25 protein-coding genes and 1 pseudogene are annotated in these 25,241 nt (G+C 72.0%); 15 read left to right on the top strand and 11 right to left on the bottom strand.

Annotated elements, in window-relative coordinates:
* Positions 1 to 13: 13 nt before the first annotated feature.
* Together ABZS37_RS21685 and ABZS37_RS21680 are read left to right on the top strand one after the other, a co-directional pair.
* Positions 14 to 1,615 carry an MFS transporter gene (locus ABZS37_RS21685; protein ID WP_355171517.1) on the top strand — a complete coding sequence of 534 codons (1,602 nt, stop codon included), beginning with the start codon at positions 14 to 16 and terminating at the stop codon, positions 1,613 to 1,615.
* Positions 1,612 to 2,262 carry a futalosine hydrolase gene (locus tag ABZS37_RS21680; RefSeq protein ID WP_355171515.1) on the top strand — a complete coding sequence of 217 codons (651 nt, stop codon included), beginning with the start codon at positions 1,612 to 1,614 and terminating at the stop codon, positions 2,260 to 2,262. The genes ABZS37_RS21685 and ABZS37_RS21680 overlap by 4 nt, the downstream gene beginning before the upstream one ends.
* A 74-nt stretch (positions 2,263 to 2,336) precedes the next feature.
* On the opposite strand, the gene ABZS37_RS21675 is transcribed toward ABZS37_RS21680, so the two are convergent.
* Complete coding sequence (locus ABZS37_RS21675) at positions 2,337 to 3,248, bottom strand: helix-turn-helix transcriptional regulator (protein ID WP_355171513.1); 912 nt, start codon at positions 3,246 to 3,248, stop codon at positions 2,337 to 2,339.
* 727 nt (positions 3,249 to 3,975) lie between these two features.
* Here ABZS37_RS21675 and ABZS37_RS21670 point away from each other — a divergent pair.
* The gene (locus ABZS37_RS21670; RefSeq protein WP_355171511.1) at positions 3,976 to 4,824 is read left to right on the top strand and encodes a 1,4-dihydroxy-6-naphthoate synthase; all 849 of its coding nucleotides are present in this window, start codon (positions 3,976 to 3,978) and stop codon (positions 4,822 to 4,824) included.
* On the opposite strand, the gene ABZS37_RS21665 is transcribed toward ABZS37_RS21670, so the two are convergent.
* Together ABZS37_RS21665 and ABZS37_RS21660 are read right to left on the bottom strand one after the other, a co-directional pair.
* Entirely contained in the window at positions 4,785 to 5,171 is a 387-nt protein-coding gene (locus tag ABZS37_RS21665; protein WP_030486362.1) for a cold shock domain-containing protein, read from the bottom strand. The genes ABZS37_RS21670 and ABZS37_RS21665 overlap by 40 nt on opposite strands.
* Before the next feature lie 27 nt (positions 5,172 to 5,198).
* A complete protein-coding gene (locus ABZS37_RS21660) occupies positions 5,199 to 5,822 on the bottom strand; it encodes an HAD family hydrolase (protein ID WP_355171509.1) in 624 nt (207 codons plus the stop codon).
* An 84-nt stretch (positions 5,823 to 5,906) separates the two neighbouring features.
* On the opposite strand from ABZS37_RS21660, the gene ABZS37_RS21655 reads away from it, so the two are divergent.
* Positions 5,907 to 8,393 carry a helicase-associated domain-containing protein gene (locus tag ABZS37_RS21655; protein ID WP_355171507.1) on the top strand — a complete coding sequence of 829 codons (2,487 nt, stop codon included), beginning with the start codon at positions 5,907 to 5,909 and terminating at the stop codon, positions 8,391 to 8,393.
* Positions 8,394 to 8,418: 25 nt separating this feature from the next.
* On the opposite strand, the gene ABZS37_RS21650 is transcribed toward ABZS37_RS21655, so the two are convergent.
* Both ABZS37_RS21650 and ABZS37_RS21645 read right to left on the bottom strand, forming a co-directional pair.
* A complete protein-coding gene (locus ABZS37_RS21650) occupies positions 8,419 to 8,655 on the bottom strand; it encodes a hypothetical protein (RefSeq protein WP_355171505.1) in 237 nt (78 codons plus the stop codon).
* A gap of 98 nt (positions 8,656 to 8,753) precedes the next feature.
* Positions 8,754 to 9,647 carry a L,D-transpeptidase family protein gene (locus ABZS37_RS21645; protein ID WP_355171503.1) on the bottom strand — a complete coding sequence of 298 codons (894 nt, stop codon included), beginning with the start codon at positions 9,645 to 9,647 and terminating at the stop codon, positions 8,754 to 8,756.
* Between the two features lie 173 nt (positions 9,648 to 9,820).
* Here ABZS37_RS21645 and ABZS37_RS21640 point away from each other — a divergent pair, with 173 nt between their 5' ends.
* Positions 9,821 to 11,500 carry a DNA repair helicase XPB gene (locus ABZS37_RS21640; RefSeq protein ID WP_355171501.1) on the top strand — a complete coding sequence of 560 codons (1,680 nt, stop codon included), beginning with the start codon at positions 9,821 to 9,823 and terminating at the stop codon, positions 11,498 to 11,500.
* A 344-nt stretch (positions 11,501 to 11,844) separates the two neighbouring features.
* On the opposite strand, the gene ABZS37_RS21635 is transcribed toward ABZS37_RS21640, so the two are convergent.
* On the bottom strand, positions 11,845 to 12,054 hold the full coding sequence (locus ABZS37_RS21635) for a winged helix-turn-helix domain-containing protein (RefSeq protein ID WP_355171632.1): 210 nt from the start codon (positions 12,052 to 12,054) through the stop codon (positions 11,845 to 11,847).
* A 386-nt stretch (positions 12,055 to 12,440) separates the two neighbouring features.
* Here ABZS37_RS21635 and ABZS37_RS21630 point away from each other — a divergent pair.
* Together ABZS37_RS21630 and ABZS37_RS21625 are read left to right on the top strand one after the other, a co-directional pair.
* A pseudogene (locus ABZS37_RS21630) lies at positions 12,441 to 12,611 on the top strand (DivIVA domain-containing protein); the annotation flags it as partial.
* 32 nt (positions 12,612 to 12,643) lie between these two features.
* On the top strand, positions 12,644 to 12,913 hold the full coding sequence (locus ABZS37_RS21625; protein WP_355171499.1) for a hypothetical protein: 270 nt from the start codon (positions 12,644 to 12,646) through the stop codon (positions 12,911 to 12,913).
* 87 nt (positions 12,914 to 13,000) lie between these two features.
* Here the strand turns inward: ABZS37_RS21625 and ABZS37_RS21620 are convergent, their stop codons facing one another.
* On the bottom strand, positions 13,001 to 13,918 hold the full coding sequence (locus ABZS37_RS21620; protein WP_355171630.1) for an RNA polymerase sigma-70 factor: 918 nt from the start codon (positions 13,916 to 13,918) through the stop codon (positions 13,001 to 13,003).
* A gap of 169 nt (positions 13,919 to 14,087) precedes the next feature.
* Between ABZS37_RS21620 and ABZS37_RS21615 the strand changes: the two genes are divergently transcribed.
* Positions 14,088 to 14,573, top strand: coding sequence for a carboxymuconolactone decarboxylase family protein (locus ABZS37_RS21615; protein ID WP_355171497.1), 486 nt, complete (start codon positions 14,088 to 14,090; stop codon positions 14,571 to 14,573).
* A gap of 181 nt (positions 14,574 to 14,754) precedes the next feature.
* Here ABZS37_RS21615 and ABZS37_RS21610 read toward each other — a convergent pair whose 3' ends face one another.
* Both ABZS37_RS21610 and ABZS37_RS21605 read right to left on the bottom strand, forming a co-directional pair.
* The gene (locus ABZS37_RS21610; RefSeq protein ID WP_355171495.1) at positions 14,755 to 15,450 is read right to left on the bottom strand and encodes a hypothetical protein; all 696 of its coding nucleotides are present in this window, start codon (positions 15,448 to 15,450) and stop codon (positions 14,755 to 14,757) included.
* 161 nt (positions 15,451 to 15,611) lie between these two features.
* Entirely contained in the window at positions 15,612 to 16,364 is a 753-nt protein-coding gene (locus tag ABZS37_RS21605) for a TIGR03089 family protein (RefSeq protein ID WP_355171493.1), read from the bottom strand.
* Between the two features lie 142 nt (positions 16,365 to 16,506).
* Between ABZS37_RS21605 and ABZS37_RS21600 the strand changes: the two genes are divergently transcribed.
* Complete coding sequence (locus ABZS37_RS21600; RefSeq protein WP_355171491.1) at positions 16,507 to 17,646, top strand: hypothetical protein; 1,140 nt, start codon at positions 16,507 to 16,509, stop codon at positions 17,644 to 17,646.
* A gap of 59 nt (positions 17,647 to 17,705) precedes the next feature.
* Here ABZS37_RS21600 and ligD (ABZS37_RS21595) read toward each other — a convergent pair whose 3' ends face one another.
* The gene (gene ligD, locus ABZS37_RS21595; RefSeq protein WP_355171489.1) at positions 17,706 to 18,620 is read right to left on the bottom strand and encodes a non-homologous end-joining DNA ligase; all 915 of its coding nucleotides are present in this window, start codon (positions 18,618 to 18,620) and stop codon (positions 17,706 to 17,708) included.
* Positions 18,610 to 19,551, bottom strand: coding sequence for a non-homologous end-joining DNA ligase (gene ligD, locus ABZS37_RS21590; RefSeq protein WP_355171487.1), 942 nt, complete (start codon positions 19,549 to 19,551; stop codon positions 18,610 to 18,612). Before ligD (ABZS37_RS21590) ends, ligD (ABZS37_RS21595) begins: the two co-directional genes overlap by 11 nt.
* An 85-nt stretch (positions 19,552 to 19,636) precedes the next feature.
* Here ligD (ABZS37_RS21590) and ABZS37_RS21585 point away from each other — a divergent pair, with 85 nt between their 5' ends.
* The 6 genes from ABZS37_RS21585 (at position 19,637) to ABZS37_RS21560 (ending at position 25,082) form a co-directional block, all read left to right on the top strand.
* Entirely contained in the window at positions 19,637 to 20,665 is a 1,029-nt protein-coding gene (locus ABZS37_RS21585; RefSeq protein WP_355171485.1) for a Ku protein, read from the top strand.
* Between the two features lie 73 nt (positions 20,666 to 20,738).
* On the top strand, positions 20,739 to 21,377 hold the full coding sequence (locus ABZS37_RS21580) for a DUF4241 domain-containing protein (protein WP_355171483.1): 639 nt from the start codon (positions 20,739 to 20,741) through the stop codon (positions 21,375 to 21,377).
* A gap of 145 nt (positions 21,378 to 21,522) precedes the next feature.
* Entirely contained in the window at positions 21,523 to 22,200 is a 678-nt protein-coding gene (locus ABZS37_RS21575; protein WP_355171481.1) for an FKBP-type peptidyl-prolyl cis-trans isomerase, read from the top strand.
* A 189-nt stretch (positions 22,201 to 22,389) separates the two neighbouring features.
* Positions 22,390 to 23,214 carry a hypothetical protein gene (locus tag ABZS37_RS21570; protein WP_355171628.1) on the top strand — a complete coding sequence of 275 codons (825 nt, stop codon included), beginning with the start codon at positions 22,390 to 22,392 and terminating at the stop codon, positions 23,212 to 23,214.
* 32 nt (positions 23,215 to 23,246) lie between these two features.
* Entirely contained in the window at positions 23,247 to 23,903 is a 657-nt protein-coding gene (locus ABZS37_RS21565) for an HAD family phosphatase (RefSeq protein WP_355171479.1), read from the top strand.
* A gap of 168 nt (positions 23,904 to 24,071) precedes the next feature.
* On the top strand, positions 24,072 to 25,082 hold the full coding sequence (locus ABZS37_RS21560) for an NADPH:quinone reductase (RefSeq protein ID WP_355171477.1): 1,011 nt from the start codon (positions 24,072 to 24,074) through the stop codon (positions 25,080 to 25,082).
* The last annotated feature ends 159 nt before the right edge of the window (positions 25,083 to 25,241 follow it).

Below are 25,241 nucleotides of genomic sequence, written 5' to 3'. Positions count from 1 at the left end.
GAGGATGGTGCACATGCCGTCGTACTCCCGCTCCGGGCGTTCCGTCCTCGGGCGGACCGTCGGCACCGGCATTCGCGCCATTCGTCTGCTGCTGCGCGGTTCGGTGGGCAGCAGCCGCTGGGTGACCCGCCGGGCCGGTCGGGCCCGGGCCCGGGGTGCCGGCGGCGAGGTCGGCATGGTTCGCCTGTTCGACCTGCACGCGGTCTCCTGCGCCGGGGACACGCTGATCGCCATCGGCCTGGCCGGGACGATCTTCTTCAACGTGCCGCTGGGCGAGGCCCGCAGCAAGGTCGCGCTCTACCTGCTGGTGACCATGGTGCCGTTCGCGATGCTCGCCCCCGTGGTGGGCCCGCTGCTGGACCACTTCCGGCACGGCCGGCGGTACGCCCTGGCCGCCACGATGCTGGGCCGCGCGTTCCTGGCCTGGTTGATCTCCGACTACATCCACGGCTTCGGGCTGTATCCGGCCGCGTTCGGGGTGCTCGCGCTGTCCCGGGCGTACGGAGTGGCCCGGTCGGCGGCGGTGCCCCGGTTGTTGCCGGAAGGGCTCGGCCTCTCCCAGGTGGGTGCCCGGGCCAGTGTCTACGGCACGGTCGCAGGCGCGTTGGTGGCGCCGATCGGGTTGGCCGCGTTCTGGTTCGGGCCGCAGTGGCCGCTGCGCGTCGCGTCGGTGATCTTCCTGATCGGCATGGTGATCTCCCTGCGGCTGCCGCCGAAGGCCGACTCGGAGCCACCGGAGCGGGTCCCCCGGCCACTGCGCGCGCTGGGCCGCCGCCGCGGCGATCGGCCGCTGGGCCGGGGTCGACCGGCGGGCCGGCTGGTGATCGCCACCCTGATCGGTGCCGCGACGCTACGCGCGGTGTACGGCTTCCTGCTGCTCTTCCTCGCCTTCGCGATCAAGAAGGGCGACCTGACCACGGTGGCGTTCGGCCGGGATCTGGGCGCCGAGTGGGCGCTGGGGGTGGTCGGCGGTGCACTCGTGGTCGGCAGTTTCCTGGCCACCGCCATCGGCACAAGACTGCGCATCCACCGGCCGACCGCCATCCAGTCCAGCAGCATGATCATCGTGGCTGGTGTCGCGGTGCTCGCCGTCATCCAGTTCTCGCTGGTGATGGTCGCCCTGCTCTGCCTGGTCGCCGCGCTGGTCAGCGGGATAGCGAAGCTGGCCGTGGACGCCTCGATCCAGGAGCGCATCCCGGAGCGGTTGCGAGCCAGCTCCTTCGCCCACTCCGAGACGGTGCTGATGCTCGCGTTCGTCGTCGGCGGCGGGCTCGGGTTGGTGCCGTTCAACGGCCGGACCGGCATCGCGGTCGCCGCCGGGGTCGGCGTACTGGCCGCGATCCGGGGTGTGCTGGTCGCTGCCCGGCTGCGCGGCGAGAAGCTGGCTGGCCGGCCGCTCGGCGACGACGAGCTGACCGAGGACGAGCCGGCGGACGAGCCCGGGGACGCCGCGCCGACCTCGCCGGCTCCGGCCCAGGCCAGCTCGCCGCAGTACGACGAGCCGGGGCTCACCCCGCCGGGCTACCACATCTACCGCCCGTCCTCGGCTGTCGGCGGCCCGGGTGGCGGAGCCGACGACGAGACCCGCCGGGAGTCCCCCGGCTCACTCTCGTGACCGGTCTGCTGGTGGTGACGGCGGTGCCAGCCGAGGCGGACGCGGTCCGCGCCGGGCTGACCGACCCCACCGTGACCGTCACCCCGGTCGGCGTGGGCCCGGCCGTCGCCGGTGCCGCCACCGCCCGGCTGTTGGCGCTGGCCGAGGCCGCCGGACGCCCGTACCGTGCGGTGGTCAGCGCCGGCGTGGCCGGTGGCTTCGCCGGGCGGGCCGAGGTCGGCGACACCGTGCTCGGCACCGCCAGCATCGCCGCCGACCTGGGCGCCGAGTCACCGGACGGTTTCATCCCCGTCGACGAGCTGGGTATGCCGCCCGCGCTGCTCGGTGGCGGCAGCGTGGTGCCGGCCGATCCGGGCCTGCTGGCGGCACTGCGGGCCGCCCTGCCGGCGGCCACGACCGGCCTGGTGCTCACGGTCAGCACGGTCACCGGCACCGCCACCAGCACCGAGGAGCTACGCCGGAGGCATCCGGAGGCGGTCGCTGAGGCCATGGAGGGGTACGGGGTAGCGGTCGCCGCAGCGCAGGCCGGGGTGCCCTTCGCCGAGCTGCGCACCATCTCCAACCCGATCGGCCCGCGCGACCGGGACGCCTGGCGGCTGCGCGAGGCACTAACCGCCCTGACCACGGCGGCCCCGGCGCTGCGCTGACCACAGCCACAGCTCGGCCGTGGTGCCAGCCGAGCCCGCAGGCTCAGCCGTAGCGCCGCACGATACCCTTGGGCTCAGCCGTAACGCCGTCGCGGAGGACTCAGCCGTAGCGCAGCGGGCCGGCGGGCCTCGATCTCGAAGCCGCACGCGAGCAGCAGCTCGACCCCGAAGCTCTCGGCGATGGCGGCCGCGTCGACGACCCCCGCCTCGCGCATTTCGGTGATCAGTGCCGTCACCAACCGACGCCCAAGCCCCAGCCGTCGGTACCGGGCAGCAACGAGCACCCCGTCGAGCACCATCTCCCGCTCCGGTATGCCCGGGTACCACTCCCCGTACCCAAGGTGCGGACTCCGCTCATGGGCCCGTAGCTCACCGACCAGCTCTCCGTCCGGAAGCTCGGCGACGAATCGCCAGCAGGTGGCCGGCAGGCCGTCCCCCAGGACCCGCCGTACCCGGGCCGTCAGGCGCACGTTCTCACCCCAACGCCGGTTGTCCCGGTACCGCCGATTCACCTCATACGCCGCTGGTGGCAACGGAAGGGGATACCGCTCGGGCGGCAACCGGTACCACTCCGCCCACCACGCACCCGGCCAGTCCCGAGGCTCATGGACCGGCCAGACGTCCAGGTGAGCCGGGTATCGGCGCCCTGCCTCGTCCCGCATGTCGTCGTGCGGGACGGGAGTCGGTTCGGTGATGGCGGGGGCCGCTGATGGCATACCGATGGCCACTTTCCCGCCCGCCGCCCGGACGAGGCGCTCCACGGTCCGGAAACGGGGATTGGCCGCTCGCCCCGACTCGATCCGCGCAAGCGTCGGCTGCGGCACCCCGGATCTCTCGGCCAGCTGCCGCTGACTCAGATCGGCCCGGCGCCGCAGAGCGCGAAGTGCCCGGCCGAGATCGGCTCCGTCGGTCCCCTCGGTCCCCTCGGTCTCGTCGGTCTCGTCGGTCTCGTCGGTCTCGTCGGTGCGGTCGGTTCCCTCGGTCACAGGCCGATGTTCCCGGGCCGTCAGCGAGCTATCAACACCCTCACCGGAGCTGTGGATAACGCTGTGGACAACCTCCGGGGCCGGTGGACGAACCCACTCCGCAGTCCCTTTGGAGCTGAATCGTTTGCGGCATCATCACGCCGACCCACCATTGCCCGAGCCGTTCCCCGAGCCACCGGTCCCCCGAGCCCAGCCACCGGTCCCCGAGCCTCCACGGCCCGAGCCCGCCGCCCGAGCCCTCACCCGCCCGAGCCCCTGCGGCCCCAGCCCCGCCACTTGATCCCTCACGGCTCGAGTCCCCACAGCTCGAGTCCCCACAGCTCGAGTCCCCACGACCCGAGCCCCCACAGCTCGAGCCCTCACGGCTCGAGCCCCCACGGCTCGAGCCCCCACGACCCGAGCCCCCACGACCCGAGCCCCCACGACCCGAGCCCCCACGACCCGAGCCCCCACGGCTCAAGTCCTCACGGCTCAAGTCCTCACGGCTCAAGTCCTCACGGCTCAAGTCCTCACGGCTCAAGTCCTCACGGCTCTGCCTGGTGCGATTCGTTTACGGCATCAGCTCCAAAGGGAGTTCGAGGGGGGTGCCCGACCCCGCCAGAGCAGTCACCCACCCACGGCGGCGACGGTCGTCTGGCGCAGTTCGTGCTGCCGCACTGCCGTCGCGGATCACAGTGGGCGGGGTAGGCACGAGCCGCCTACCGGGGGCGGGGCTAACGTGAGGGGCGTGGCGCTCTCCCTGGCGATCTCGCCCTGCCCCAACGACACGTTCGTCTTCCACGCCCTGGTGCACGGGCGGGTGCCTGGCGCGCCGCCGGTCGAGGTGACGTACGCCGACGTGGACGTCACCAACACGGCGGCCGAGCAGGGCGCGTTCGACCTGGTGAAGGTGAGCTTCGCGGCGCTGCCCTGGCTGCTCGACGACTACCACTTGCTGCCCTGCGGTGGCGCGCTCGGTCGCGGGTGCGGCCCGCTGGTGCTCACCCGGGGCGACCGCGAAGGCGGGCCGGACCGCACCGACCTGACCGGCGCCACGGTGGCGGTGCCGGGCGACCGGACCACGGCGTACCTGCTGTTCCGGCTCTGGTCGGCCGGGCGACCGCCGGCCCGGATCGAGGTGGTCCCGTTCCACGAGATCATGCCGGGCGTCGCGGCTGGCCGCTACGACGCTGGTCTGGTCATCCACGAGGCCCGCTTCACCTACCACCGGCACGGCCTGAGCGCCCTGGTCGACCTTGGCGAGTGGTGGGAGGCCGACACCGGCCTGCCCATCCCCCTCGGGGCGATCCTGGCCCGACGTGGCGTGGTGGACCCGGAGGCCGCGGCCGGCTGGGTCCGCGAGTCGGTCCGGCAGGCCTGGGCGGACCCGGCGGCCAGCCGGGAGTACGTGCTGGCGCATGCCCAGGAGATGGAACTCGACGTGGTGGACCGGCACATCGGCCTCTACGTGAACGAGTTCACCGCAGACCTGGGCGAGGCTGGTTTCGCCGCGGTGACGGCACTACTCGATCGAGCCGCCACCGCCGGCCTGGTGCCTCAGACCTCCAGCTCGCGTGCGACCGCGTGGACCAGCTGAGCGATCTTCTGCGCGGACTTCTTGTCCGGGTACCGGCCTCGGCGCAGGTCCGGCTGGACCTTCGCCTCCAGCACCTTGATCATGTCTTCGACCAGGCCGTGCAGCTCCTCGGCCGGCCGACGGCGCAACTCCGCCATCGACGGCGGCGCGTCCAGCAGCTTGACTCCCATGGCCTGCGCGCCCCGGCGGCTGTCCACCACGCTGAAGTCGACCCGCTGGCCACCCTTGAGATCGGTGACACCCGCCGGCAGCGCCCCCTTGGGTAGGAACACATCGCCACCCTCGTCACTGGTGACGAAGCCGTATCCCTTGGCCGTGTCGTACCACTTCACTCGACCCGTAGGCACCTGAAAACCCCTGCTTCACTTGAGCCGCTACTGCTCCAAGGCTAGCTGGATCATGCCGTCGAGCGCCGCTGGGAATTCGGTGAGCTCGTCCAGCACCATTTCCGCCCCGGCCGCGCGCAGCTCGTCAGGGGAGCACGGGCCCGTCGCGACGCCGATGCCGGGCACCCCGGCGGCCCCCGCAGCCACCATGTCCGCGACATGGTCACCGACGTAGTGGGTGGCGTCGTGCTCCCGCAGGGCGGTCGCCTTCTGCTCGGCGAACAGGTCACCAGCCAACTCGTCGACCGTGAGGCCGAGGTGGTCCAGGTGCAGCCGGGCCAGCCGGCCCATCTTGGCAGTGACGACCAGCACACGGCCGCCCCGTGCGCGAATCGCGTCGATGGCCTCCCGCGCGCCGGCCAGCGGGACCGTCGGAGTGATCGCGTACGCCGGGTAGAGCTCGCGGTACACGCGTACGGCCGACTCGACCTGCTCTGGCGGGAACCAGTGCGCGATCTCGGTGCGCAGCGGCGGCCCGAGCCGGGACACCGCCAGTTCGGCGTCCACTGGCACGCCGGTCCTCGCGGTCAGCGCGCGGAAGGTCGCGGCGATGCCGGGGCGGGAGTCCACCAGGGTCATGTCGAGGTCGAATCCGACGGTCAGTGCGGGCATGTCGAGAAACGTACCCGGGGACTCTTGGTTGGCCGGACGTCCGAGGGGCGCGATAGCCCGGTGCCGGGCTAGCGTGGAAAGACGATGACCACCTCACTCGCCGACCACCTGCGGTCGCTGCCCGACGAGTCACTGGCCGCGCTCCTCCAGCTGCGGCCCGACCTCGTCGTGCCCGTGCCGGCCGACGTCTCCGCCCTGGCCATCCGGGCCCAGTCCCGGGTCTCGGTGGCCCGCGCGCTGGACGGGCTGGACCAGTTCACCCTCCAGATCCTCGACGCCGCCCGCCTCACCCGGAACCCGGACGACGGCACCACGACCACCGACGCCGTGCTCGCCATGGCGACGGCTGGGCCGCAGCCGCCGGCTCCGACTGCCATCCGAGCCGCCGTGGGCCGCCTGCGCGCGCTCTTTCTGCTGTACGGCCCGGAGCACGCACTGCAGGTGCTGCCCGCCGTCGACGAAGTCTCCCCGTACCCCGCTGGGCTCGGCCGGCCAGCCGCGGAGCTGGACCCGCGGACGGACGCGCTCTGCGCGGACCCGGCGAAGCTACGACGGACGCTGCTCGCCGCCCCACCCTCGGCGCGGGCGATCCTCGACCGCCTGGCCGCCGGCCCGCCGGTGGGCAGCGTGCCCCCGGGCGCGTTGCAGGCGCCGCCGCTCGGCGCGGAGGACCCGGTGCTCTCGGACCCGACCAACGGTGGCGCCCCGGCCGGCTCCCCGGTGCGTTGGCTCGTCGACAACCGGCTGCTGGTCCCCGTGACGACCGGCTCGTCGACGACCAGCGGCACTGTGGAACTGCCCCGCGAGGTCGGCCTGCTGCTGCGCCGCGACAGTGGCCCGCTCGGGCCGCTGCGCACCAGCCCACCACCGGTGGCCGCCGCGCCGCGCGAGCCGAAGGCGGTCGACTCGGCCGGCGCCGGGCAGACCATGGAGGTGGTCCGGCACACCGAAGGGCTGCTGGAGCAACTCGCCGAGGAGCCCGCGCCAGTCCTGCGCTCGGGCGGCATCGGCGTGCGGGACCTGCGCCGGCTGGCGCGTACCGCCGGGCTGGACGAACCGACCACCGCACTGTTGCTGGAGGTGGCGTACGCGGCAGGGCTCGCCGGTGAGCTGGAGATGCCCGGCGCGACCACCAGTCGGTACGGGGCGGATCAGCAGGTGCTGCCGACCGGCGGATACGAGGTGTGGCGGGCGGCCTCGCTGGCCCAGCGTTGGGAGCAGCTGGCCCGAGCCTGGCTGACCATGACCCGCCAGGTCGGGCTGGTCGGCCGCCGTGACGACCGGGACCGGCCGATCACCGCGCTCTCCGCCGAGGCCGAGCGGGCCAGCGTGCCGGCCACCCGCCGGGCGGTGCTCGGCGTGCTCGCCGACCTGGAGCCGGCGACCGCGCCCACCCCCGAGGAAGTGCAGGACCTGCTGGACTGGCGGGCGCCGCGACGCAGCCGGGGCCGGGACGCCGCCCACCGGGAGGTGCTGGCCGAGGCGGCGCAGCTCGGCGTCACCGGCCTGGGGGCGCTCACCTCGTACGGGCGGCTGCTGCTGGGTGACCTGACGTCGACCGACGAGCGGGGCGGCGATGACCCGCTGGGCCTGCACGCGGACGTCGAGAGCGGCGACCCGTCCAACGCCGCCCGAGCGCTGGACGCGCTGCTGCCCGCCCCGGTCGACCACTTCCTGGTGCAGGCCGACCTGACCGTGGTGGTGCCCGGCCCGCCCGAACCGGCGCTCGCCGCCGAGTTGGAGGCGATGACCGAACTCGAGTCGGCCGGCGGGGCCAGCGTGCACCGGGTCACCACGGCGAGCGTCCGGCGCGCACTGGATTCCGGCTACTCGGCCGGCGACCTGCACGACGTGTTCCGGCGACGGTCGCGTACCCCGGTGCCGCAGGGGCTCACCTACCTGGTGGACGACGTGGCCCGTAAGCACGGCGGGCTGCGGGTCGGCCTGGCCGGGGCGTACCTGCGCAGCGACGACGAGACGCTGATCAGCGAGGTGCTGGTCGACAGGCGGCTGGAGTCGTTGGCGCTGCGCCGGCTCGCGCCGACGGTGCTCTGCACGCAGTACCAGGTCGGTCGGTTGCTGGGCACGCTGCGCGACGCCGGGTACGCCCCGGTGCAGGAGGACGGCACCGGCAGCACAGTGCTGGCCCGACCACGGATCCGGCGGGCCCCGGCCCGGGTGTCGGTGACCACCCGGTCACTCGATCCGCTGGCCGCTCCGAAGCTGCCCATGCCCCGGCTGCTCGGGGTGGTGGATCACATCCGGCGGGGTGACGCGGCGGCGCGGGCGGCCCGACGGGCACCGGCGGTGGTGCGCGGCGGTGCGGCGGGGCTGGGCGGCGGCCCGGTGCCAGCGCACACGCACAGCGAGGCCCTCGCCGTGCTCCAGCAGGCTGTCCGGGACAAGGCGCTGGTCTGGGTCGGGTACGTCGACGCGCACGGGGCGACCGCGTCCAGACTGGTCAAGCCGGTCTCGATCGGCGCCGGCTATCTGCGCGCCGAGGACGAACGGACCGAGATGCTGCACACGTTCGCGCTGCACCGGATCACCGCGGCGGTGGTGGCGGACTGACCCCAGCGCCGCCGTGCGCTGTCGGTCAGCGGCGGCTCCGGCGTACGGTGCCGACCACCGAGATGATCAGCAGCAGGGCGAAGCCGGTGCCGGCGGACTCCCCGACCGAGTCGATGAAGCCCTGCTGCAGCACCAGCCAGCCGAAGAGGAACCACCCGACGAGGAGCATCGCCGCGACGGCGTACGCGATCACGGTCGCGCGGGACACCTCGTCGGGTGGTGCTTGCTCATGCTCTGCGATCACGTCACGGTCGACCGTCATACCCAGCCTCCCCGCCCGGTCCGGACCTGGACTCCCAAGGGTGACACTCGAAAGACCGGTCGGACAGGGGGTTATACCCGTGATTCGCCCCGTGCGGGTCAGGTGCCGGGACGGCGGCCGATCAGCACCACCCGGGTGCCGACCTTCCCCAGCTCCCACATCCGGACCGCGTCGGCGTGCAACAGGTTGACGCAGCCGTGCGAGCCGATCGACTTGTCGTGCAGGTAGGTGGTGGTCTCGTGGAAGCCCATCCCCTGGGTGAAGTGCTGCCAGTACGGCAACCACACCTCGTACGGGTCGGACCACTCCTTCGGGTTGCGGAAGTTGACGGTGAAGGTGCCGGCCGGGGTGCGGTAGCCGGACATTCCGGTGCGGGTCACCGTCGGCTCCATGATCACCTTGCCGCCCCGGACCGCCCAGACGGTCTGCCGGGTCAGGTCCACGCAGAACGTGGTGCCCGTGCCGGCCTTGCAGCGGGCCGGGTCGGTGGTGGCGAGGCGCTGGGCCACGTCGAATGTGGTGGGTCCGGCGCGACCCTCGAGGGGGCGAATGCCGTACCTCTTCTGGAACTTCTTGATCGCGGCGCAGTCGGCGGCGGACTGCCGGCCGTCCACGGTCACCGCCCCGAACCCGCCCAGCCGGGCCAGGTAGGTCTCCACCTCACGCTGGTGCTGGCCCTGCGGGCAGCCGGCGACGGTCGGCGTACCGGTACCGGTGCTGGGGGTCGGCTTCGGCGGCGCGCTGCGGGTGGGCTTCGGCGTCGGTGGCCGGGTCGCCTTCGGCGTCGGGGCGGGCGCGGCCGGCGTGGGCCGGCCGCGCTGGTCCGGGCCGGGCGTGTCGCTCGCCCCCGTTGCCTGTTCCGCCGCACCGGCTGGGGCGGCTCCCCCGCCACCACTCCCACCGGACTGCGGATCGAACGCGCACGCACCGGCGCCGACCAGCACAACCACCACCAGGGCGACCAGCCGGGAAGTGTTCCGAACACGCTTCATGGAGCCTCCCTGACAGTCGTCCCTTTACTAGACGTTCGTGAGTGCCATCACGGTTGCGGCCGGTGAGCATCTTTCTTTCAACATCCCGCATCGTGCAACACTGGATGGTCGGCCGACGGCGGGTATGCGACCCCCGTTCCGGCCGGACGGCCAACCGAGGAGAGGACGCTGGCGTGAGCGGTGGACCACTGATCGTGCAGTCGGACAAGACCCTGCTGCTGGAGATCGACCACCCCGACGCGCAGGCCTGCCGGATGGCGATCGCGCCGTTCGCCGAGCTGGAGCGCTCACCGGAGCACGTGCACACCTACCGGCTGACCCCGCTGGGCCTGTGGAACGCCCGGGCGGCGGGGCACGACGCCGAGGGTGTGGTCGACTCGCTGATCAAGTACTCCCGCTACCCCGTGCCGCACGCGCTGCTGGTGGACGTCGCCGACACGATGGACCGGTACGGCCGGCTCCAGCTCGCCAACGACCCGGCTGAGGGCCTGGTGCTGCGCGCACTGGACCGGTTGGTGCTGATCGAGGTGGCCAAGAGCAAGAAGCTCGCCGGCATGCTCGGCGACAAGATCGACGACGACACGATCCGGGTGCACCCGTCCGAGCGTGGCCGGCTCAAGCAGGCGCTGCTCAAGCTGGGCTGGCCGGCGGAGGACCTGGCCGGCTACGTCGACGGTGAGGCGCACCCGATCGAGCTGGCCGAGGCCGGTAAGGACGGCCGCAAGCCGTGGACCCTGCGGTCGTACCAGCGGGAAGCTGTCGAGGCGTTCTGGGCCGGCGGGTCGGGTGTGGTGGTGCTGCCCTGCGGCGCGGGCAAGACCCTGGTCGGCGCGGCGGCGATGGCCGAGGCGAAGGCGACCACCCTGATCCTCGTCACCAACACGGTCGCCGGCCGGCAGTGGAAGCGGGAACTGATCGCCCGCACCTCGCTGACCGAGGAGGAGATCGGGGAGTACTCCGGCGAACGCAAGGAGATCCGTCCGGTCACCATCGCCACGTACCAGGTGCTCACCTCACGGCGCGGCGGCGCGTTCACCCACCTGGACCTGTTCGGGGCCCGCGACTGGGGCCTGGTCGTCTACGACGAGGTGCACCTGCTGCCCGCGCCGATCTTCCGGTTCACCGCGGACCTCCAGGCCCGCCGCCGGCTGGGCCTCACCGCGACTCTGGTACGCGAGGACGGCCGCGAGGGTGACGTGTTCAGCCTGATCGGCCCCAAGCGGTACGACGCGCCGTGGAAGGACATCGAGTCGCAGGGCTGGATCGCCCCGGCCGAGTGCACCGAGGTCCGGGTGACCCTGACGGATGCGGAGCGCATGTCGTACGCGACGGCGGAGGCCGAGGAGCGCTACCGGATGGCAGCGACCGCGCGCACCAAGCTGCCGGTGGTCAAGGCGCTGGTCGACCGGCACCCGAACGACCAGGTGCTGGTGATCGGCGCGTACATCGACCAGCTGCACCAGCTCGGCGAATACCTCGAAGCGCCGATCATCCAGGGCTCGACCACCAACAAGGAACGCGAGCGGCTCTTCGACGCGTTCCGCACCGGAGAGATCCGCACGTTGGTGATCTCCAAGGTCGGGAACTTCTCCATCGACCTGCCCGAGGCGGCAGTGGCGATCCAGGTGTCCGGGACGTTCGGGTCACGCCAGGAGGAGGCACAGCGGTTGGGACGGGTGCTGCGGCCCAAGGCCGACGGCCGACAGGCGCACTTCTACACGGTGGTCTCCCGAGACACGATCGACACCGAGTACGCGGCACACCGGCAACGCTTCCTCGCCGAGCAGGGGTACGCGTACACGATCGTCGACGCCGACGACGTCCTCGGCCCGTCCCTGCCGTCCTTCGACTGACGCTTCGCCGCCTTGATCCACTCCAGGTCCCCGATGTGGCGGTGTCCGGGTGCCCGGACACCGCCACATCGCCGATACGGAGTCGATCAGCGCGAGTTTCGCGGCGACCGGGCCGGGGGCAACTGCCCTCGTGCTCGCTTTGGACCTGATGTCGTCAACGACTCAGCCGTCGGCGCTTCCTCGACTCGGCAGCGAACGGCTGCGACACCTACGCCTGTTCCACCATGTCCGCGGTGACCGCGTGTCATCCGGTTCAGCGCCGTTCAAGCGGTGGCGCGACACAAGTCGCGGGCACACGGCGGCAGTCCGGCCGGCAACCTGTTCGGCAACGCGTCGCAGTGAGGTCAGCGCCTCTTCGACTCAGCGACGAAGACGCCGCGACCCGGGCGGCCCACCAGCACACCCTGCTTTCGCAGCGTCGCCACCGCGCGGCTGATCGTGGACTGCGAGACGTCGTACTCGTCTGCCAGCACCCGCCCAGAGGGGAGCTGGGAGCCGGATGGATAGGTCCCGTTCTTGATCTTGCTCAGGAGATCATCGAGCAGCTCGTCCATCGTGGGCGGGATAGGCACGTCAGGCCCCTTGCAGTCGGTTGGCCCGCCCAGTATTGATCAACCCCTCCGGTACAGGCAACGCACGTAGCACTGATGACATAGGTGGGTAGATGACTCGCCGACGTGCTTGACATAGGTGACTCAGTGGCAATAGCGTCGCTGTCGGTGATGCGGTGCTGCTGCGGTCGGTTGGCGCCTCTCGTACTGGTCTCGCATCGCCGCCGAGACCCAACCCTCCGCGCTCCCCCGGCGCGGCCCTGTTGCCGTACCGCCGGTCAAGGCTGCGGCGGCAGGGCGGGGCGGTCTCCGCCGTCCGCAACCGGCGGAGGCCGCCCCTTCCACCTTGACGCGACCCGACGAAGGGCGGTCACCGCGTGCGCAACTTGATCCGCCGGCTGGTGAGCCGGCACGAGGAACCACTCCCACCGCGAGAGGCACCCCGGAGCCTGCGCCCGTGGCAGATTCGCGAGCGGTGCTTCAACGTCCGACGGCGCGGCGTCGACCCCGCCGAGATCCGCACCTTCCTGCACCGGGTGGCCGACGAGCTCACCGTCGCGCAGACCGCCCAGTCGTCGAACCACCGCTACCGATGACCGAGCGCTGGGTGATCCACCTGCCGGTCACCGCACCCGACCTGCTCCGGGCTCGGATCTTCGCCCGGGCCGCCGCCCGGGTGCTGGCCCGGCTCAGCGCACGCGTCGAGCCGGGCGGGGTGACCGTCTCGGCCGAGGACCAGCAAGGCGTACGACATTGGGTTTTCTGCGACCGGCCTCTGGCCCACGGGCGCAGGCGGTGTGCGCTGTCGGTGGATCACACCTCAGCGTGCGAGCCGCGCCCGCCGTGGCCCCGGCGGCGCTGAATCGTTTACGTCATCAGGTCCATAGTCACTCACCTGGAGACAGCCACGCGGACGCGCACGCGCCCGGCAAGGCGGGGCGCGGCGGGTTCAGCGGCTCAGGACGGTCTCCCGCTCCATGTGTGACAGCTTCGCGGGATTGCGCACGGCGTAGATCCCGGTGACGAGGCCGTCGTCGATGCGCAGGGCCACGACGGTGTCCAGCTCGCCGTCGAGGTGCACGATCAGCGCCGGGTAGCCGTTGACCTGCGCCGGCCGCAGCGAGGTGACGCCCGGGACCTTGCCCCACCCGCCGGCCAGCAGGCGGGCCACCTTGTCGGCGCCGAGGATGGGCCGCGGGACGGCCTGCTTGACGCCGCCGCCGTCGCCGAGGAGGACGACGTCCGGCGCGAGGATGTCGAGCAGGCTCTGGAGGTCACCTGTCTCGACGGCCCGCTGGAACGCGTCGAGCGCGCTCCGGGTCTCGGCCACGGACACGACCTGGCGGGGCCGGCGGGCGGCGACGTGTGCGCGGGCGCGGTGGGTGATCTGGCGGACGGCGGCGGGGCTCTTGTCGACGGCTTCGGCGATCTCGTCGTACCCCAGGTCGAACACCTCGCGCAGCACGAACACCGCGCGTTCGGTCGGCGCGAGGGTTTCCAACACCAGCAGCATGGCCATCGAGACGCTGTCGGCCAGCGCGATGTCCTCGGCCACGTCGGGGGCGGTGAGCAGCGGCTCGGGCAGCCAGGAGCCCACGTAGGACTCCTTGCGGCGACCGAGGGTCCGCAGCCGCACGAGTGACTGCCGGGTGGTGATGCGGACCAGGTAGGCGCGCTGGTCGTGAACCGCGCCCAGGTCGACGCCTGCCCATCGCAGCCAGGTCTCCTGGAGTACGTCCTCCGCGTCGGCGGCCGAGCCGAGCATTTCGTACGCGACGGTGAAGAGCAGGTTGCGGTGGGCGAGGAACGCCTCGGTGGCCCGGTCCGGGCAGTCGTCGGCGGCGGCGGTCTGCGGCGTGCCCACCATGGGTGACTCCTGTTCGCTCTCGACTGCGTCGCCCATCAGATGCCGGACCCGGCGGTTCTGTGACACCTGCGGCCTGTGGGGGTCGTCACCCCGGCCGCGCCGTCACAGAACGGGGAGGGCCGGCATCTCATGGTCGTCCGATCGAACAACGCGAGTGGAGGACGGAACCATGGACGCCCGATTCAACATGCTCGACAACGAGACCGCCATGAAATTCTTCAAGCGGTTCGCGAACGCCGGCCAGGTGATTCAGCGGTCGTCGCTGCCGCAGTCAACGCAGGAGCTGGTGTCGCTGCGGGCCAGCCAGATCAACGGCTGCGGCTGGTGCATCGACATGCACACCAAGGAGGCCGTGGCGGCCGGTGAGAGCGCGGTACGGCTCAACCTGGTTGCCGCCTGGCGGGAGTCGACCGTCTTCACCGAGGCAGAGCAGGCCGCGCTGGCGCTCGCCGAGGAGGGCACCCGGCTCGCCGACGCCCACCAGGGCGTGTCCGACGAGACCTGGGCTCAGGTGCGCAAGCACTACGACGACGACCAGATCGCGGCGCTGGTCGCCCTGGTCGCCCTGATCAACGCGGCCAACCGGCTCGCGGTGATCGTGCACCAGCGCGGCGGTTCGTACCAGCCGGGTATGTTCGCCGCCGCGTTCGACTGAACGGGAGACGCGCCCGGTCCGGGCTCACCCGACCCTGGACCGGGCACGCCGACCATCAGCGGAGGCGATCCGGGGGCCGCGATCCATGATGTAGTGGCGTCCTCAGGCTCTGATGCCACTCTTTCCAGGATCGAGCACGATCACTCGCGTCCAGCCTCAACCCGGGCCAAGGCGCGCGACGTCAGGACGTCGGCGGTGGGCATCGGTCGGGGAGGGTGACCACGCCGGGGCGGTGGTCGAACGTCTCCATCGTGAACCACTCGTCCAACTCCGGGTCGAAGAGGTTCTGCAGGCCGAACTGCAGAACCTGCCACCACCGGCTCGGGTCGCGCTGGTCGACGTAGATGTCACCGAGCGCGAGCGGGAACCGGAAGAACTCTCCCGGCACGGTGGAACCCCCGACGACCCCGACCCGCCAGTGGTCGACGTGCCGGTCGTTCTCGCCCTGCAGGATTTCCGGCCCCACGAAGCGCGCGGTTTTCAGCTTGTCGTTGAAGATCTGGCGGTTGAAGAATCCCGGGACCTTGCTGCACGCGCGCGGCGGGAACAGCGGGATGTTCGGCCACTTGTAGGTGAGCGTGTAGAGCGTGTTCTCGTAGATCAGGTTCGTGAACCAGATCGGATACTCGGCGCCCCCGGCGATCATCTGGCTGTTGCCATCTTTGCCCTGCCAGGTGAACGGCACGTCGATGCCGAGGTCACGGACGATGTACCGGCCGGTGCCCTGGAAGTCCGCCGGGAGCTGCGGAGGGCGCGGTTCCCGCGGAACGGGGACCGTGGGGCCATCGGCCTGGGCCGCGCGGGGCAGCGGCGCGGCGGCCGGGCCGGGCGCGACCACACCGAGGGCGAACAGGCCTCCGGCCACCGCCGAAACCACAGTCCGACGTGTACGCCTCGACGCCATTTTCCCTCCGCCAACGTGCACAGTGGCTGGCGCTCCGACAGCGCACGTGCCTTCGGCGAAGCGTATGAGCAGGCGAATGTCGCGGATGTCCGAATACGTCGACTCCACCGGAAAGGTGAAGCAGACGAGGCCGCCTACAGGACCCGAGTGACCTGCTCGGCGGCGACCAGCGCGTCCCGCCGCGCCGGGTCGAGGTTGGCGCTGATCACCACGGACGCGCCAGCGGAGAGCGGCGCGAGCAGCCACTTCAGCGGCTGCTCGTGCTCGGCGGCGTCGACCAGCAGCCGGTCACCGGCACGAAGGTCCAGCATCTCGGCAATGCCCTGGGCGAGCGCGCCCCACTGCCCGTAGGTGGTGCCGTCCGCGCTGGCCGGGTCCGACGGGTGGATGGCGGTGTGGTCGGGCGTGACGTCCGGAAAGCGGAGCACCTCCGCCGACCAGTCCAACCAGCCCAACGGCACGTCGGCCAGCCGCCCCGGCCCGGTGCCGACGAGGTAGCGGTGCGGGGCGTCCGGCACGTCCTCCAGCCAGTCGTCCTGCCGCTCCGGGGTCACGAAGACCGCGTCGAACGGCCGGTCGCCGCCCGGCTCCAGCACCGGCAGGCCCGCGGTGGCGCGAGGCCGGAACGACACCGCCAGGCCGGAGGCCCAGGCCCCCAACAACACCGCGGCGGTACGCCAGTGCGGCGGCAACAGCACCGCTACGCGGCTGCCCGGGCCGAGCCCGCAGCCGTCCCGCAACAGACTCGCGCTGCGCGCCGCCCAGGAACCGACCTGGTACGCCGTCAGGTCGACGCGCTCGCCGGTCGCCTCGTCGCGGTAGCTGAACAGGGGACGCTCGACGTCGGCGGGTCGGGCCGCCAGGTCGGCCGTGACGGTTGGCTGCATCTCCACGCTCCCCGAGTGCGACGTCGGCCCCACCCTACTCACCGACTTTGGTCGCGCCCGTCCTCTGCTGATGGCCGTAGCGGCTGCCCGGGTGGCCCACGCACGGTACGAGGTGACCCCGAAGCGCCGCCGAGGAGCGCCCATGCCGGCCGAGCCCCACCCCGCCACCGCCGACCACCGTGCCACCGCCCAACCTGCCACCGCCGACCGTCTTCCGCTGCGCCGCCGGCTCCTGCCGGTGATCGCGTTACTGCTGCTCGCGCCCTGGGCGGCCGAGTGCTCGTGGGGTGGCTTCGCCATCGACGACTTCCTCCCGGTGCTGATCTTCCTCGGCCCGATGTACGGCGGCGCGGCGATCCTGATCCGGGAGACCGCCCGGCACCTCGGCGCGGGATGGCCGACGATCGTGCTGCTCGCCACCGCGTTCGGCGTACTCCAGGCCGGCCTGGTCGACCAGTCGCTGTTCAACCCCGACTACCTCAACGACACGCAGTACGCCGACACCCGTGCCGCCGCCGAGGCGACGCTGGTGCCGGGGCTCGAGTTCAGCCTCCGGCAGGCCTTCGACTACGTGGGCAACCACATCGTGCTGACCATCTGCGCGCCGATCGTGCTCATCGAGTCGTTCCTCGGGGCGGACCGCCGGCTCCGGCCGTGGCTGGGCCGACCCGGGCTGGCCGTCGTCGGCGTGCTCTACCTGCTCGGCAGCCTGCTGATCTTCTCGGACAGCCGGAAGGGCTTCCTGGCCAGCCCGCTTCAGCTGACCTTCGCCGCAGTGGTGGTCCTCGCCCTCATCGCGACGGCCCTGCTGCCCCGCTGGCGCCACCCTCGACCGCGACGCGCCCCCTCAGCGGCTCCCGACTCGACGGCTCCCGGCTCGACGGCTCCCGACTCAGCGGCTCTCGGACAAAGGGGCGCGGCACGCCGGGCACCGCACCCGCTCTGGGTGGGTCTGCTGGTCGTCCTCGTTCGTTTCGGCACCGACCTGACACCCGGCTGGGCGGGGGTGGGCATCGCGCTGGCGCTCGCGGCCACCGTCGGGGGGCTGATCGCCTACTGGTCGTCGCGCGCCGCCTGGGGGCAACGGCACGTGCTCGCCGCCGGCTCGGCGAGCCTGCTCACCGCCGCCGCGTTCGCGTACCTGGTGCCGCCGTACTCCCCGGCCACGCCGGAGGCGGCCCTGGCCGGCGACGTCGCGGTCACCGTGATCACCGTCGCCCTGGTCGGCGGTGCCTGGTGGCGGCTGCGCCGCGCTTCGCCCGCTCCGGCACCGGCCGGATGAGCCGTGTCGGGTCCACCCACGTGGCGATGTCACGGAAGGTCGTCGAAGCCTTCTCCCCGTCAGCGCGCCGGGAGTTCCGGGCCGCCGTCGAGCAGCGGGGCGAGCAGGTCGCCGTACTCCTCGACCCGGTCCAGAACCTCGGCGGCGGTGAACTGGCGGACGGCCGGCTTCCGGCCACCGGCGCCGGCCTCCACCTCGTCCCAGGTCAACGGCGTCGACACCGATGGCACCGACTGGGCCCGCAGCGAGTACGGCGCCACCGTGGTCTTCGCCGCGTTGTTCTGACTCCAGTCGATGAAGACCTTGCCCGGGCGCAGGTTCTTCGCCATCTTCGACACGATCAGCTTGGGATGTGCCTTCTCCAGCTCCTGAGCGATCCCCCTGGCGTAGTCGGAGACAAGATCGGAGGACTGGGTGCCGGCTATCGGGCAGCAGAGTTGCATGCCCTTCTTGCCCGACGTCTTCGGGTACGACTCGATCCCGTCGGCAGCGAGCCGGTCGCGCATCAGCACCGCCACCGGACAGCACTCGGCGAGCCCGGCCGGCGGCCCCGGGTCCAGGTCGACCACCATCATGTCCGGGTGCTCGCCGACCTTCCACTGCGGCGTGTGCAGCTCCAGGGCGGCCAGGTTGGCCAGCCAGACCAGGGTGGGCAGGTCGTCGGCGACCACATAGTCGATCGTCTCGCGGCCCTTGGTCGACCCGGGCGCGGGCAGATTTTCCACGCGCACCCACTCCGGAGTCGCGGCTGGCGTGTTCTTCTCGAAGAACGACTTGTCGTCCACCCCGTTGGGGAACCGGATCCGGGTCACCGGTCGGTCCCGCAGGTGCGGCAGCAGCACCGGGGAGATCCGGGTGTAGTAGTCGATCACCTCACCCTTGGTGAAGCCAGCCGCCGGATAGAGGACCTTGTCCAGGTTGGACAGCTCCAGTGGACGGCCCTCGACGTCCACCCGCAACCGCTCAGCTGGCATCGTCGACCTCCTCCGGCGGCTTGTCCGGGCGCAACCGCAGCACCCGGGGGAAGCGCAGCCGGCCGTCGGGGGTGCGCTGGCCGTACTTCACCTCCACCACCACCTGGGGTTTTACCCAGATGGCACCTCGGGCATCCTCGCGCGGCACGCCCGGGGCGAACGGGGACACGCCGGAGCGCAGCGGCTCCAACTCGGCGAGGAGTTGCCGTTCGATAGCGGCGCCGATCCCGCCGCCGACCCGGCCCCGGTAGATCAGTCGGCCGTCCGGGCCGGGCACCCCGACCAGCAGCCCGCCAATCCGACGTGCGCCCGGTCGCCAGCCGCCGATGACGAAGTCGCCGGTCACCTCCAGCTTGACCTTCACCCAGTCCGGCGAGCGCACTCCCGGGCGGTAGACGGCACCGACCCGCTTGGCCATCACGCCCTCCAGGCCGTGCTCGCCGGCCGCCTCGTAGGTGGCCGGCCCGTCGACGAACATCGGAGGCACCGCCCACCGGGCACCGCCGAGCGCGAGCGCCTCCAGGGCCCCGCGGCGGCGCTCGTACGGCCAGCCGGTCAGGTCGTCGCCGTGCAACCGGAGCAGGTCGAAGATCATGTACGTCACCGGCATGACCGCCGCCAACCGGGCCGCCTTGTTCCGGTCCCGTACGTGCATCCGCTCGGCCAGCGCCGTGAACGACGGCTGCCCGCCCTCGCCGAGCAGCACCACCTCACCGTCGAGCAGCGCGTCGTCGACCTGCTCGGGCAGGGTGGCCAGCTCCGGGTACGCGGCGGTGATCTCCACGCCGGAACGGGCGTACAGGTGCTGACCACCGCCGGAGATGTCGGCGAGCGCGCGGACCCCGTCCCACTTGAACTCGTACGCCCAGCCGTCACCCGCCGGGAGCGGCCCGGTCATCGCGAGCATCGGCTTGAGCGGCGCGCCAGGCACGACCCGACTGTAGTAGCAGGCCGAACACCTCGCGTCAGGTTCTTTCGGATGCGAGCATGGTCGATACCGGGGAAGGGAGCACAGGATGCGTGCCATCTGGAAGGGAGCCGTGTCGTTCGGGCTCGTCTCGATCGGGGTGAAGCTCTACTCCGCGACCGAGGAGAAGGACATTCGGTTCCACCAGGTGCACCGCGAGGACGGCGGTCGGATCCGCTACAAGCGCACCTGCTCGGTCTGCGGCGAGGAGGTCACCTACGACGACATCGCCAAGGGCTACGACATCGGCGGCGGCGAGATGGTGATCCTCACCGACGAGGATTTCGCCGACCTGCCACTGACCAGCTCGCGTGCGATCGACGTGCTGGAGTTCGTTCCGGCCGAGCAGGTCGACCCGATCCTCTACAACAAGGCGTATTTTCTTGAGCCGGAGGGCGCGGCGACCAAGCCGTACGTGTTGCTGCGCGACGCGCTGATCGACTCGGAGCGGGTGGCCATCGTCAAGGTGGCGCTGCGCCAACGGGAGCAGCTCGCCACGCTGCGGGTCCGCGAGGGTGTGCTGCTGCTCAACACCATGCTCTGGCCGGACGAGATCCGTACCCCGGATTTTGGTTTCCTCGACGAGGACCTCAAGGTGCGTCCTCCGGAGCTGGCGATGGCCAGTTCCCTGATCGACTCGATGACCGGTGAGTTCGAGCCGGACGTCTTCACCGACGACTACCGGGCGGCGTTGCAGGAGGTCATCGACGCCAAGGTGGAGGGTCGGGAGGTCGTCCAGCCGGAGGAGGTCGAGGAGGCGCCGGCCGCCGCGGTGGACCTGATGGCCGCGTTGAAGGCGTCGGTGGAGCGCGCCAAGGCGGCCCGCGGCGAGCAACCCGCCCGTGGTGGTGGCGGTGGCGGTGAGCCGACACCCATCTCGTCGGCCCGCTCGGCGCAGAAGGCGGCCGAGAAGAAGACGGCCAAGGCACCGGCGAAGAAGACCGCCGCCAAGAAGACAGCCGAGAAGAAGACATCCGAGCCGGCGAAGAAGACCGCCGCGAAGAAAACCGCCGCGAAGAAGGCGGAGCCGGCGAAGAAGACGGCCGCACGCAAGACCGCACCCCGCAAGAGCGCCTGACCGTACGGCAGCGAAGGCGGTGTCCCCCGGGCCGGGTACGCTCCGCCGGCCGCTGGCCACCGGAGGAGCCCTCATGCCGTACACCCCTGATCTGGACCGGTTGCTGACGCCCGGCGCCCGCTTCACCGACGAGCACGGCGCATACCTGATCGAGACCCACCCGGTGGGCGACATCGTGTTGCCGACCGGCCGGGTGGTCGGGTGTGACCCGCTGGTCTGCCCGGAGGCCGAGCCGTTCACGGTGACCGTGCCACCGGGGCGGTATCCCGCCCGTGCCTGGGTGGCCGTGGTGCTCCGCGAGGACGCCGAGGTGGACCGGCGGGTGGCCGCACTGGAGCTGGTGGTCTCCGACGAGCCGACCACCCGCTGGGAGCCGGCCGTCGCGGGCGATCAGGACGTCGCCACGCTCGGCGCGGACGACTACTTCGGGTACGGGGTGGACACCGGCGCCGGCACCCTCGCCGACCCGACGGCGCTCAGCGTCCTGGAAGGCTGGGACGAGGAGCAGGTCGAGGAGGTCTTCATCCCCGACGAGCTGCCCACGTCACCGGTCCGAGGGCTGATCACCGCGGTCCTTGACGACGCGACCGGCGCCAACGTCGTCACCGTCTCCACGGGTTGGGGTGACGGCTGCTACGGCACCTGGATCGGACGCACCGCCGACGGCCGGGTGACCTCGTTCGTGACCGACTTCATGGTCGTCCCGGAATAACCGCCCGGGAAGACCTCGGAACTGCCTCGCTGGGCGATCCGACGCTTCCGCGGCGGGCACGGCGGGCGTCGGTGCGGGTACCGTGTGCGTCGGCTTTCCCCCCGGCACTGCGTGCCGGCCACCTTCGCAGCAGGGAGTCGACGACGTGAGCGAGCGGACGCAGCAGAACCGGTCGGCAGACCAGGACCAGAGCCCGGCAACCAAGTCGGGGCGACGGCTGGCCGCGCAGCTGGCGGAGAAGAAGGCGGCCGACGCGAAGCGGAAGCGCAACGCGTGGGCCAGTGGCCTCGCCGCCGTCGCCGTGGCCGCGCTGCTGATCGGCGTCTTCGTGTGGATCGGTGGCGGCAACGACAAGCCCGCGACCCAGGCCGACGCGACCCCGTCCGCCTCCGGCCCGGCCCCCGACGCGGCCGGCGCACCCCCCGCTCCGCAGCTGCCCGAGGGCGCCGACCCGGCGCTGGGCAGCAAGCCGGCGGTGACGCCGGGCACGGGTGACCTCAAGAAGCTCGCCGTCACCCCGCTGATCAAGGGAACGGGCCCGGCGGTGCAGAAGGGGCAGACCATCACCACGAACTACGTGGGGGTGTTCTACAAGGACGGCAAGGAGTTCGACTCCTCCTGGAAGGCCGGGCAGCCGGCCTCCTTCCCGATCGGCGTGGGCCGGGTCATCCCCGGCTGGGATCAGGGCCTGGTCGGCGTGACCGTGGGCAGCCGGGTGCAGCTCGACATCCCGGCCGAGCTGGCCTACGGCAAGGACGCCGCGTCCCAGGGCGCCCCGGAGGGTCCGCTGCGCTTCGTGGTGGACGTGCTCGCCGCACAGTGACCTGCCCGGATCGCCCCGGTTGTCGCCGGGACGCGATGGACTTGTTCACATGGGGCTTCCGGCCCGTCACCCTGCGGCAGTAGGTTCGGCGTCACCCCGGGCGGTCAGCCGCCCGGGGTGAGCATCCGGGACCGGGACGCGGAGGTGCATGTGACGGCGCTGGACGAGCCTGGGCGGACCGCCCGGTTGATGTGGACGCACTTCGAGGCGGTGCACGCCGTCACCTACTTCCACCCCCGGGCCCGCGCCGCGTACGAGGCCGTGGGGTTGCGCGGTTACTGGCGGGGTTACTTCGCCGGCCGGGCCGCGCCACTGGGCGCCACCGAGGCTGCCCCGGTGATCGCCGCCTTCTTCAGCTTCGCGCCGCCGATGGTGAGCCGGGCCCTGCCGGCGGTGTGGCGGTTGGCCACGCCGCAGGAGGCGCTGCGCGCCCGGCTGACCGGTGCCGTGCAGGCGCTCGCCGAGCTGACCTACGAGCTGCCCGAGACGCACCTGACGGAGACCGCCGATCTGCTGGAGCGTGCCGCCTCGGCGGTGCAGGTCGCCGGCCGGGTGCTCGGCGCGGCCAACGCGGCTCTGCCGGTCGGGGAATACCCGCTGGCCCGGCTCTGGCAGGCCGCCACCACCCTGCGCGAGCACCGGGGCGACGGGCACGTGGCGGCACTGGTGGCCGCCGGCCTGGACCCGGTGGAGACGCTGGCCTGGCGGGTCGCCGAGGGCATGTCGCCGGTGAATCTTTTCGGCCGGGGCTGGTCCGAGGAGCAGTGGCGGGCCGCCCGCGAGCGGCTGGTGCAGCGGGGCTGGCTGACCCCCGACGGCGCAGCCACCGACCACAGCCAGGCCGCGTTCCAGGCGGTCGAGGACGCCACCGACCGGGCCGCCGAGCACCCGTGGGAAGCGCTCGGCCAGGACGACACGGATCGACTGCGGGAGTTGCTGGAGCCGATGGCCCGGTCCTGCCACACGGTGATCCCGGAGGGGAGCCCGATCGGGCTCCCCGCGCTGCCCGGCTGACCGGGCACCCACCGGTCGGGCAGGATAGGCCCGTGGCGGATGCGGTGGTCTTCGACCTGGACGGCGTGATCGTGGATTCCGAGCCGGTGTGGGAGGAGGTCCGCCGGGCGTACGTGGCGGCGCACGGCGGGACGTGGCAGCCGGACACGCAACATCGGCTGATGGGCATGAGCACCGGCGAGTGGGCCCACTACCTCAGCGGCGAGCTGGGCGTGGACCGCAGCGCCCAACAGGTCGCCAACGAGGTCGTCGAGGAGATGACCCGACGCTACCGGGACCACGTACCGCTGATCGACGGCGCCGACCAGGTCGTGCGCAGGCTGGCCGCGCGGTGGCCGCTGGGGTTGGCCAGCTCGTCGCCGACCCGGCTGATCGAGGCGGCGCTGACCGCCACCGGCCTGACCGACGCGTTCGGCGCGACCCTCTCCACCGAGGAGACCGAGCGGGGCAAGCCCGCACCCGACGTGTACCTGGCCGTCGCGCGGCGCCTCGGCGTCGACCCGGCCCGCTGCGTAGCGGTGGAGGACTCGTCCAACGGGGTGCGGTCGGCCGCCGCGGCGGGGATGCGGGTGGTGGCGGTGCCACACGGCTCGTACCCGCTGGATCCGGACGCCGCCGGGCTGGCCGTGGTGACGCTGGGCCGGATCGATGAGTTGAGCCCGGAGACGATCGACCAACTCACCGACTGACCCGGCCTGGCGTGCGCCTCGTCACGGCCGTCCGGTCCCTGCCGACCTGGGCACGGTTATACGGTTTCGGGGGGCCGGCGGGATCGGCATGACGGGGACTGAGCGGGGTACCGCAGCCTGCGGTGCTCGACCCGGGTGCCGCGCGCCGGACGGCTGAGGAGACGACGGATGAAAGCCATCGTGTACGAGCGCACCGGCGACCCTTCGGTGCTGAAGCTGGTCGACCGGCCGGTGCCGGAGCCGGGTGCGGGCGAGGTCCTGGTCCGGGTGGCGGTGTCGGGGGTCAACCCGACGGACTGGAAGTCGCGCCGGGGCTCCCCGCCGAAGGGGTGGCAGATCCCCGGGCAGGACGGCGCGGGTGTGGTGGAGGCGGTCGGCGAGGGTGTCGACGCTGAGCTGATCGGTGAGCGCGTCTGGATCTGGGAGGCGGCCTGGCAGCGGCCGTGGGGCACTTCGGCGGAGTACACGCTGGTGCCGGTCCGGCAGGTGGTCCGCCTCGGCGACGCCTCGTTCGAGGTGGGTGCCGCCCTGGGCATCCCGTTCCTCACCGCGCACCGCTGTCTGACCGCCGGCGAGTTCATGCCGGACGCGCTGCGACCCGGCGCGCTGGCTGACCACACGGTGCTGGTGCAGGGCGGGGCGGGCGCGGTCGGCAACGCCGCGATCCAGCTTGCCCGCTGGGCCGACGCCACGGTGATCGCCACGGTGAGCAGTGCGGAGAAGGCACAGCTCGCGTCGGCGGCCGGTGCCTCCTACGTCATCAACTATCGGGAAGAGGACGTGGTCGAGGAGGTCCACAAGATCGTTCCCGACGGGGTCCACACGATCGTCGAGGTCTCCCCCGCCCGCAACGCCGCGATCGACGTACAGGTGCTGCGGCACGGCGGCGCGGTCTGCATGTACGCCGACGACGGCGGGGGTGAGGTGGCCATCCCGATCCGGCCGATGATGGCGCCGAACGCACGTTGGCAGTTCGTGCTGGTCTACACGGAGCCGAAGGCGGCCAAGGCGCAGGGCGTGAAGGACGTGGCGGCGGCTGCCAACCAGGGTGGCATCCGGGTCGGCGCGGACGCTGGCCTGCCGCTGCACCCCTACCCCCTGGCCGAGACGGCCGCCGCACATCAGGCGGTGGAGGACTCGACGGTGGGCAAGGTGCTCGTCACCACCAGCGACGCCTGATCGGATCGCTGACCACTCGATTTCCCCGTCATCAGGACAGAGGCGAACAAGTTTCGCAACAATGACGGTGCGGGTCACTCCGCATGGAACGGGCGGCCCCGGCGCGGTGCGAACGCCGGGGCCGCTCCTGGGGAGGAATGTTCACAAGCACCCCTGCCC

The organism is Micromonospora sp. NPDC005413, assembly GCF_040606435.1.
GTDB lineage: Bacteria > Actinomycetota > Actinomycetes > Mycobacteriales > Micromonosporaceae > Micromonospora.
Note: the sequence above shows the minus strand (reverse complement) of the source record. Positions and strands in the feature narration are given on the sequence as shown.

Coding starts and splice junctions, on each gene's coding strand:
- ABZS37_RS21685 (WP_355171517.1), top strand. CDS start 14: ATGCCGTCGTACTCCCGCTCCGGGCGTTCCGTCCTCGGGCGGACCGTC.
- ABZS37_RS21660 (WP_355171509.1), bottom strand. CDS start 5,822: ATGCCCGCACTGACCGTCGGATTCGACCTCGACATGACCCTGGTGGAC.
- ABZS37_RS21655 (WP_355171507.1), top strand. CDS start 5,907: ATGACCACCTCACTCGCCGACCACCTGCGGTCGCTGCCCGACGAGTCA.
- ABZS37_RS21650 (WP_355171505.1), bottom strand. CDS start 8,655: ATGACGGTCGACCGTGACGTGATCGCAGAGCATGAGCAAGCACCACCC.
- ABZS37_RS21645 (WP_355171503.1), bottom strand. CDS start 9,647: ATGAAGCGTGTTCGGAACACTTCCCGGCTGGTCGCCCTGGTGGTGGTT.
- ABZS37_RS21635 (WP_355171632.1), bottom strand. CDS start 12,054: ATGGACGAGCTGCTCGATGATCTCCTGAGCAAGATCAAGAACGGGACC.
- ABZS37_RS21625 (WP_355171499.1), top strand. CDS start 12,644: ATGACCGAGCGCTGGGTGATCCACCTGCCGGTCACCGCACCCGACCTG.
- ABZS37_RS21620 (WP_355171630.1), bottom strand. CDS start 13,918: ATGGTGGGCACGCCGCAGACCGCCGCCGCCGACGACTGCCCGGACCGG.
- ABZS37_RS21615 (WP_355171497.1), top strand. CDS start 14,088: ATGGACGCCCGATTCAACATGCTCGACAACGAGACCGCCATGAAATTC.
- ABZS37_RS21605 (WP_355171493.1), bottom strand. CDS start 16,364: ATGCAGCCAACCGTCACGGCCGACCTGGCGGCCCGACCCGCCGACGTC.
- ABZS37_RS21600 (WP_355171491.1), top strand. CDS start 16,507: ATGCCGGCCGAGCCCCACCCCGCCACCGCCGACCACCGTGCCACCGCC.
- ligD (WP_355171489.1), bottom strand. CDS start 18,620: ATGCCAGCTGAGCGGTTGCGGGTGGACGTCGAGGGCCGTCCACTGGAG.
- ABZS37_RS21585 (WP_355171485.1), top strand. CDS start 19,637: ATGCGTGCCATCTGGAAGGGAGCCGTGTCGTTCGGGCTCGTCTCGATC.
- ABZS37_RS21580 (WP_355171483.1), top strand. CDS start 20,739: ATGCCGTACACCCCTGATCTGGACCGGTTGCTGACGCCCGGCGCCCGC.
- ABZS37_RS21570 (WP_355171628.1), top strand. CDS start 22,390: ATGTGGACGCACTTCGAGGCGGTGCACGCCGTCACCTACTTCCACCCC.
- ABZS37_RS21560 (WP_355171477.1), top strand. CDS start 24,072: ATGAAAGCCATCGTGTACGAGCGCACCGGCGACCCTTCGGTGCTGAAG.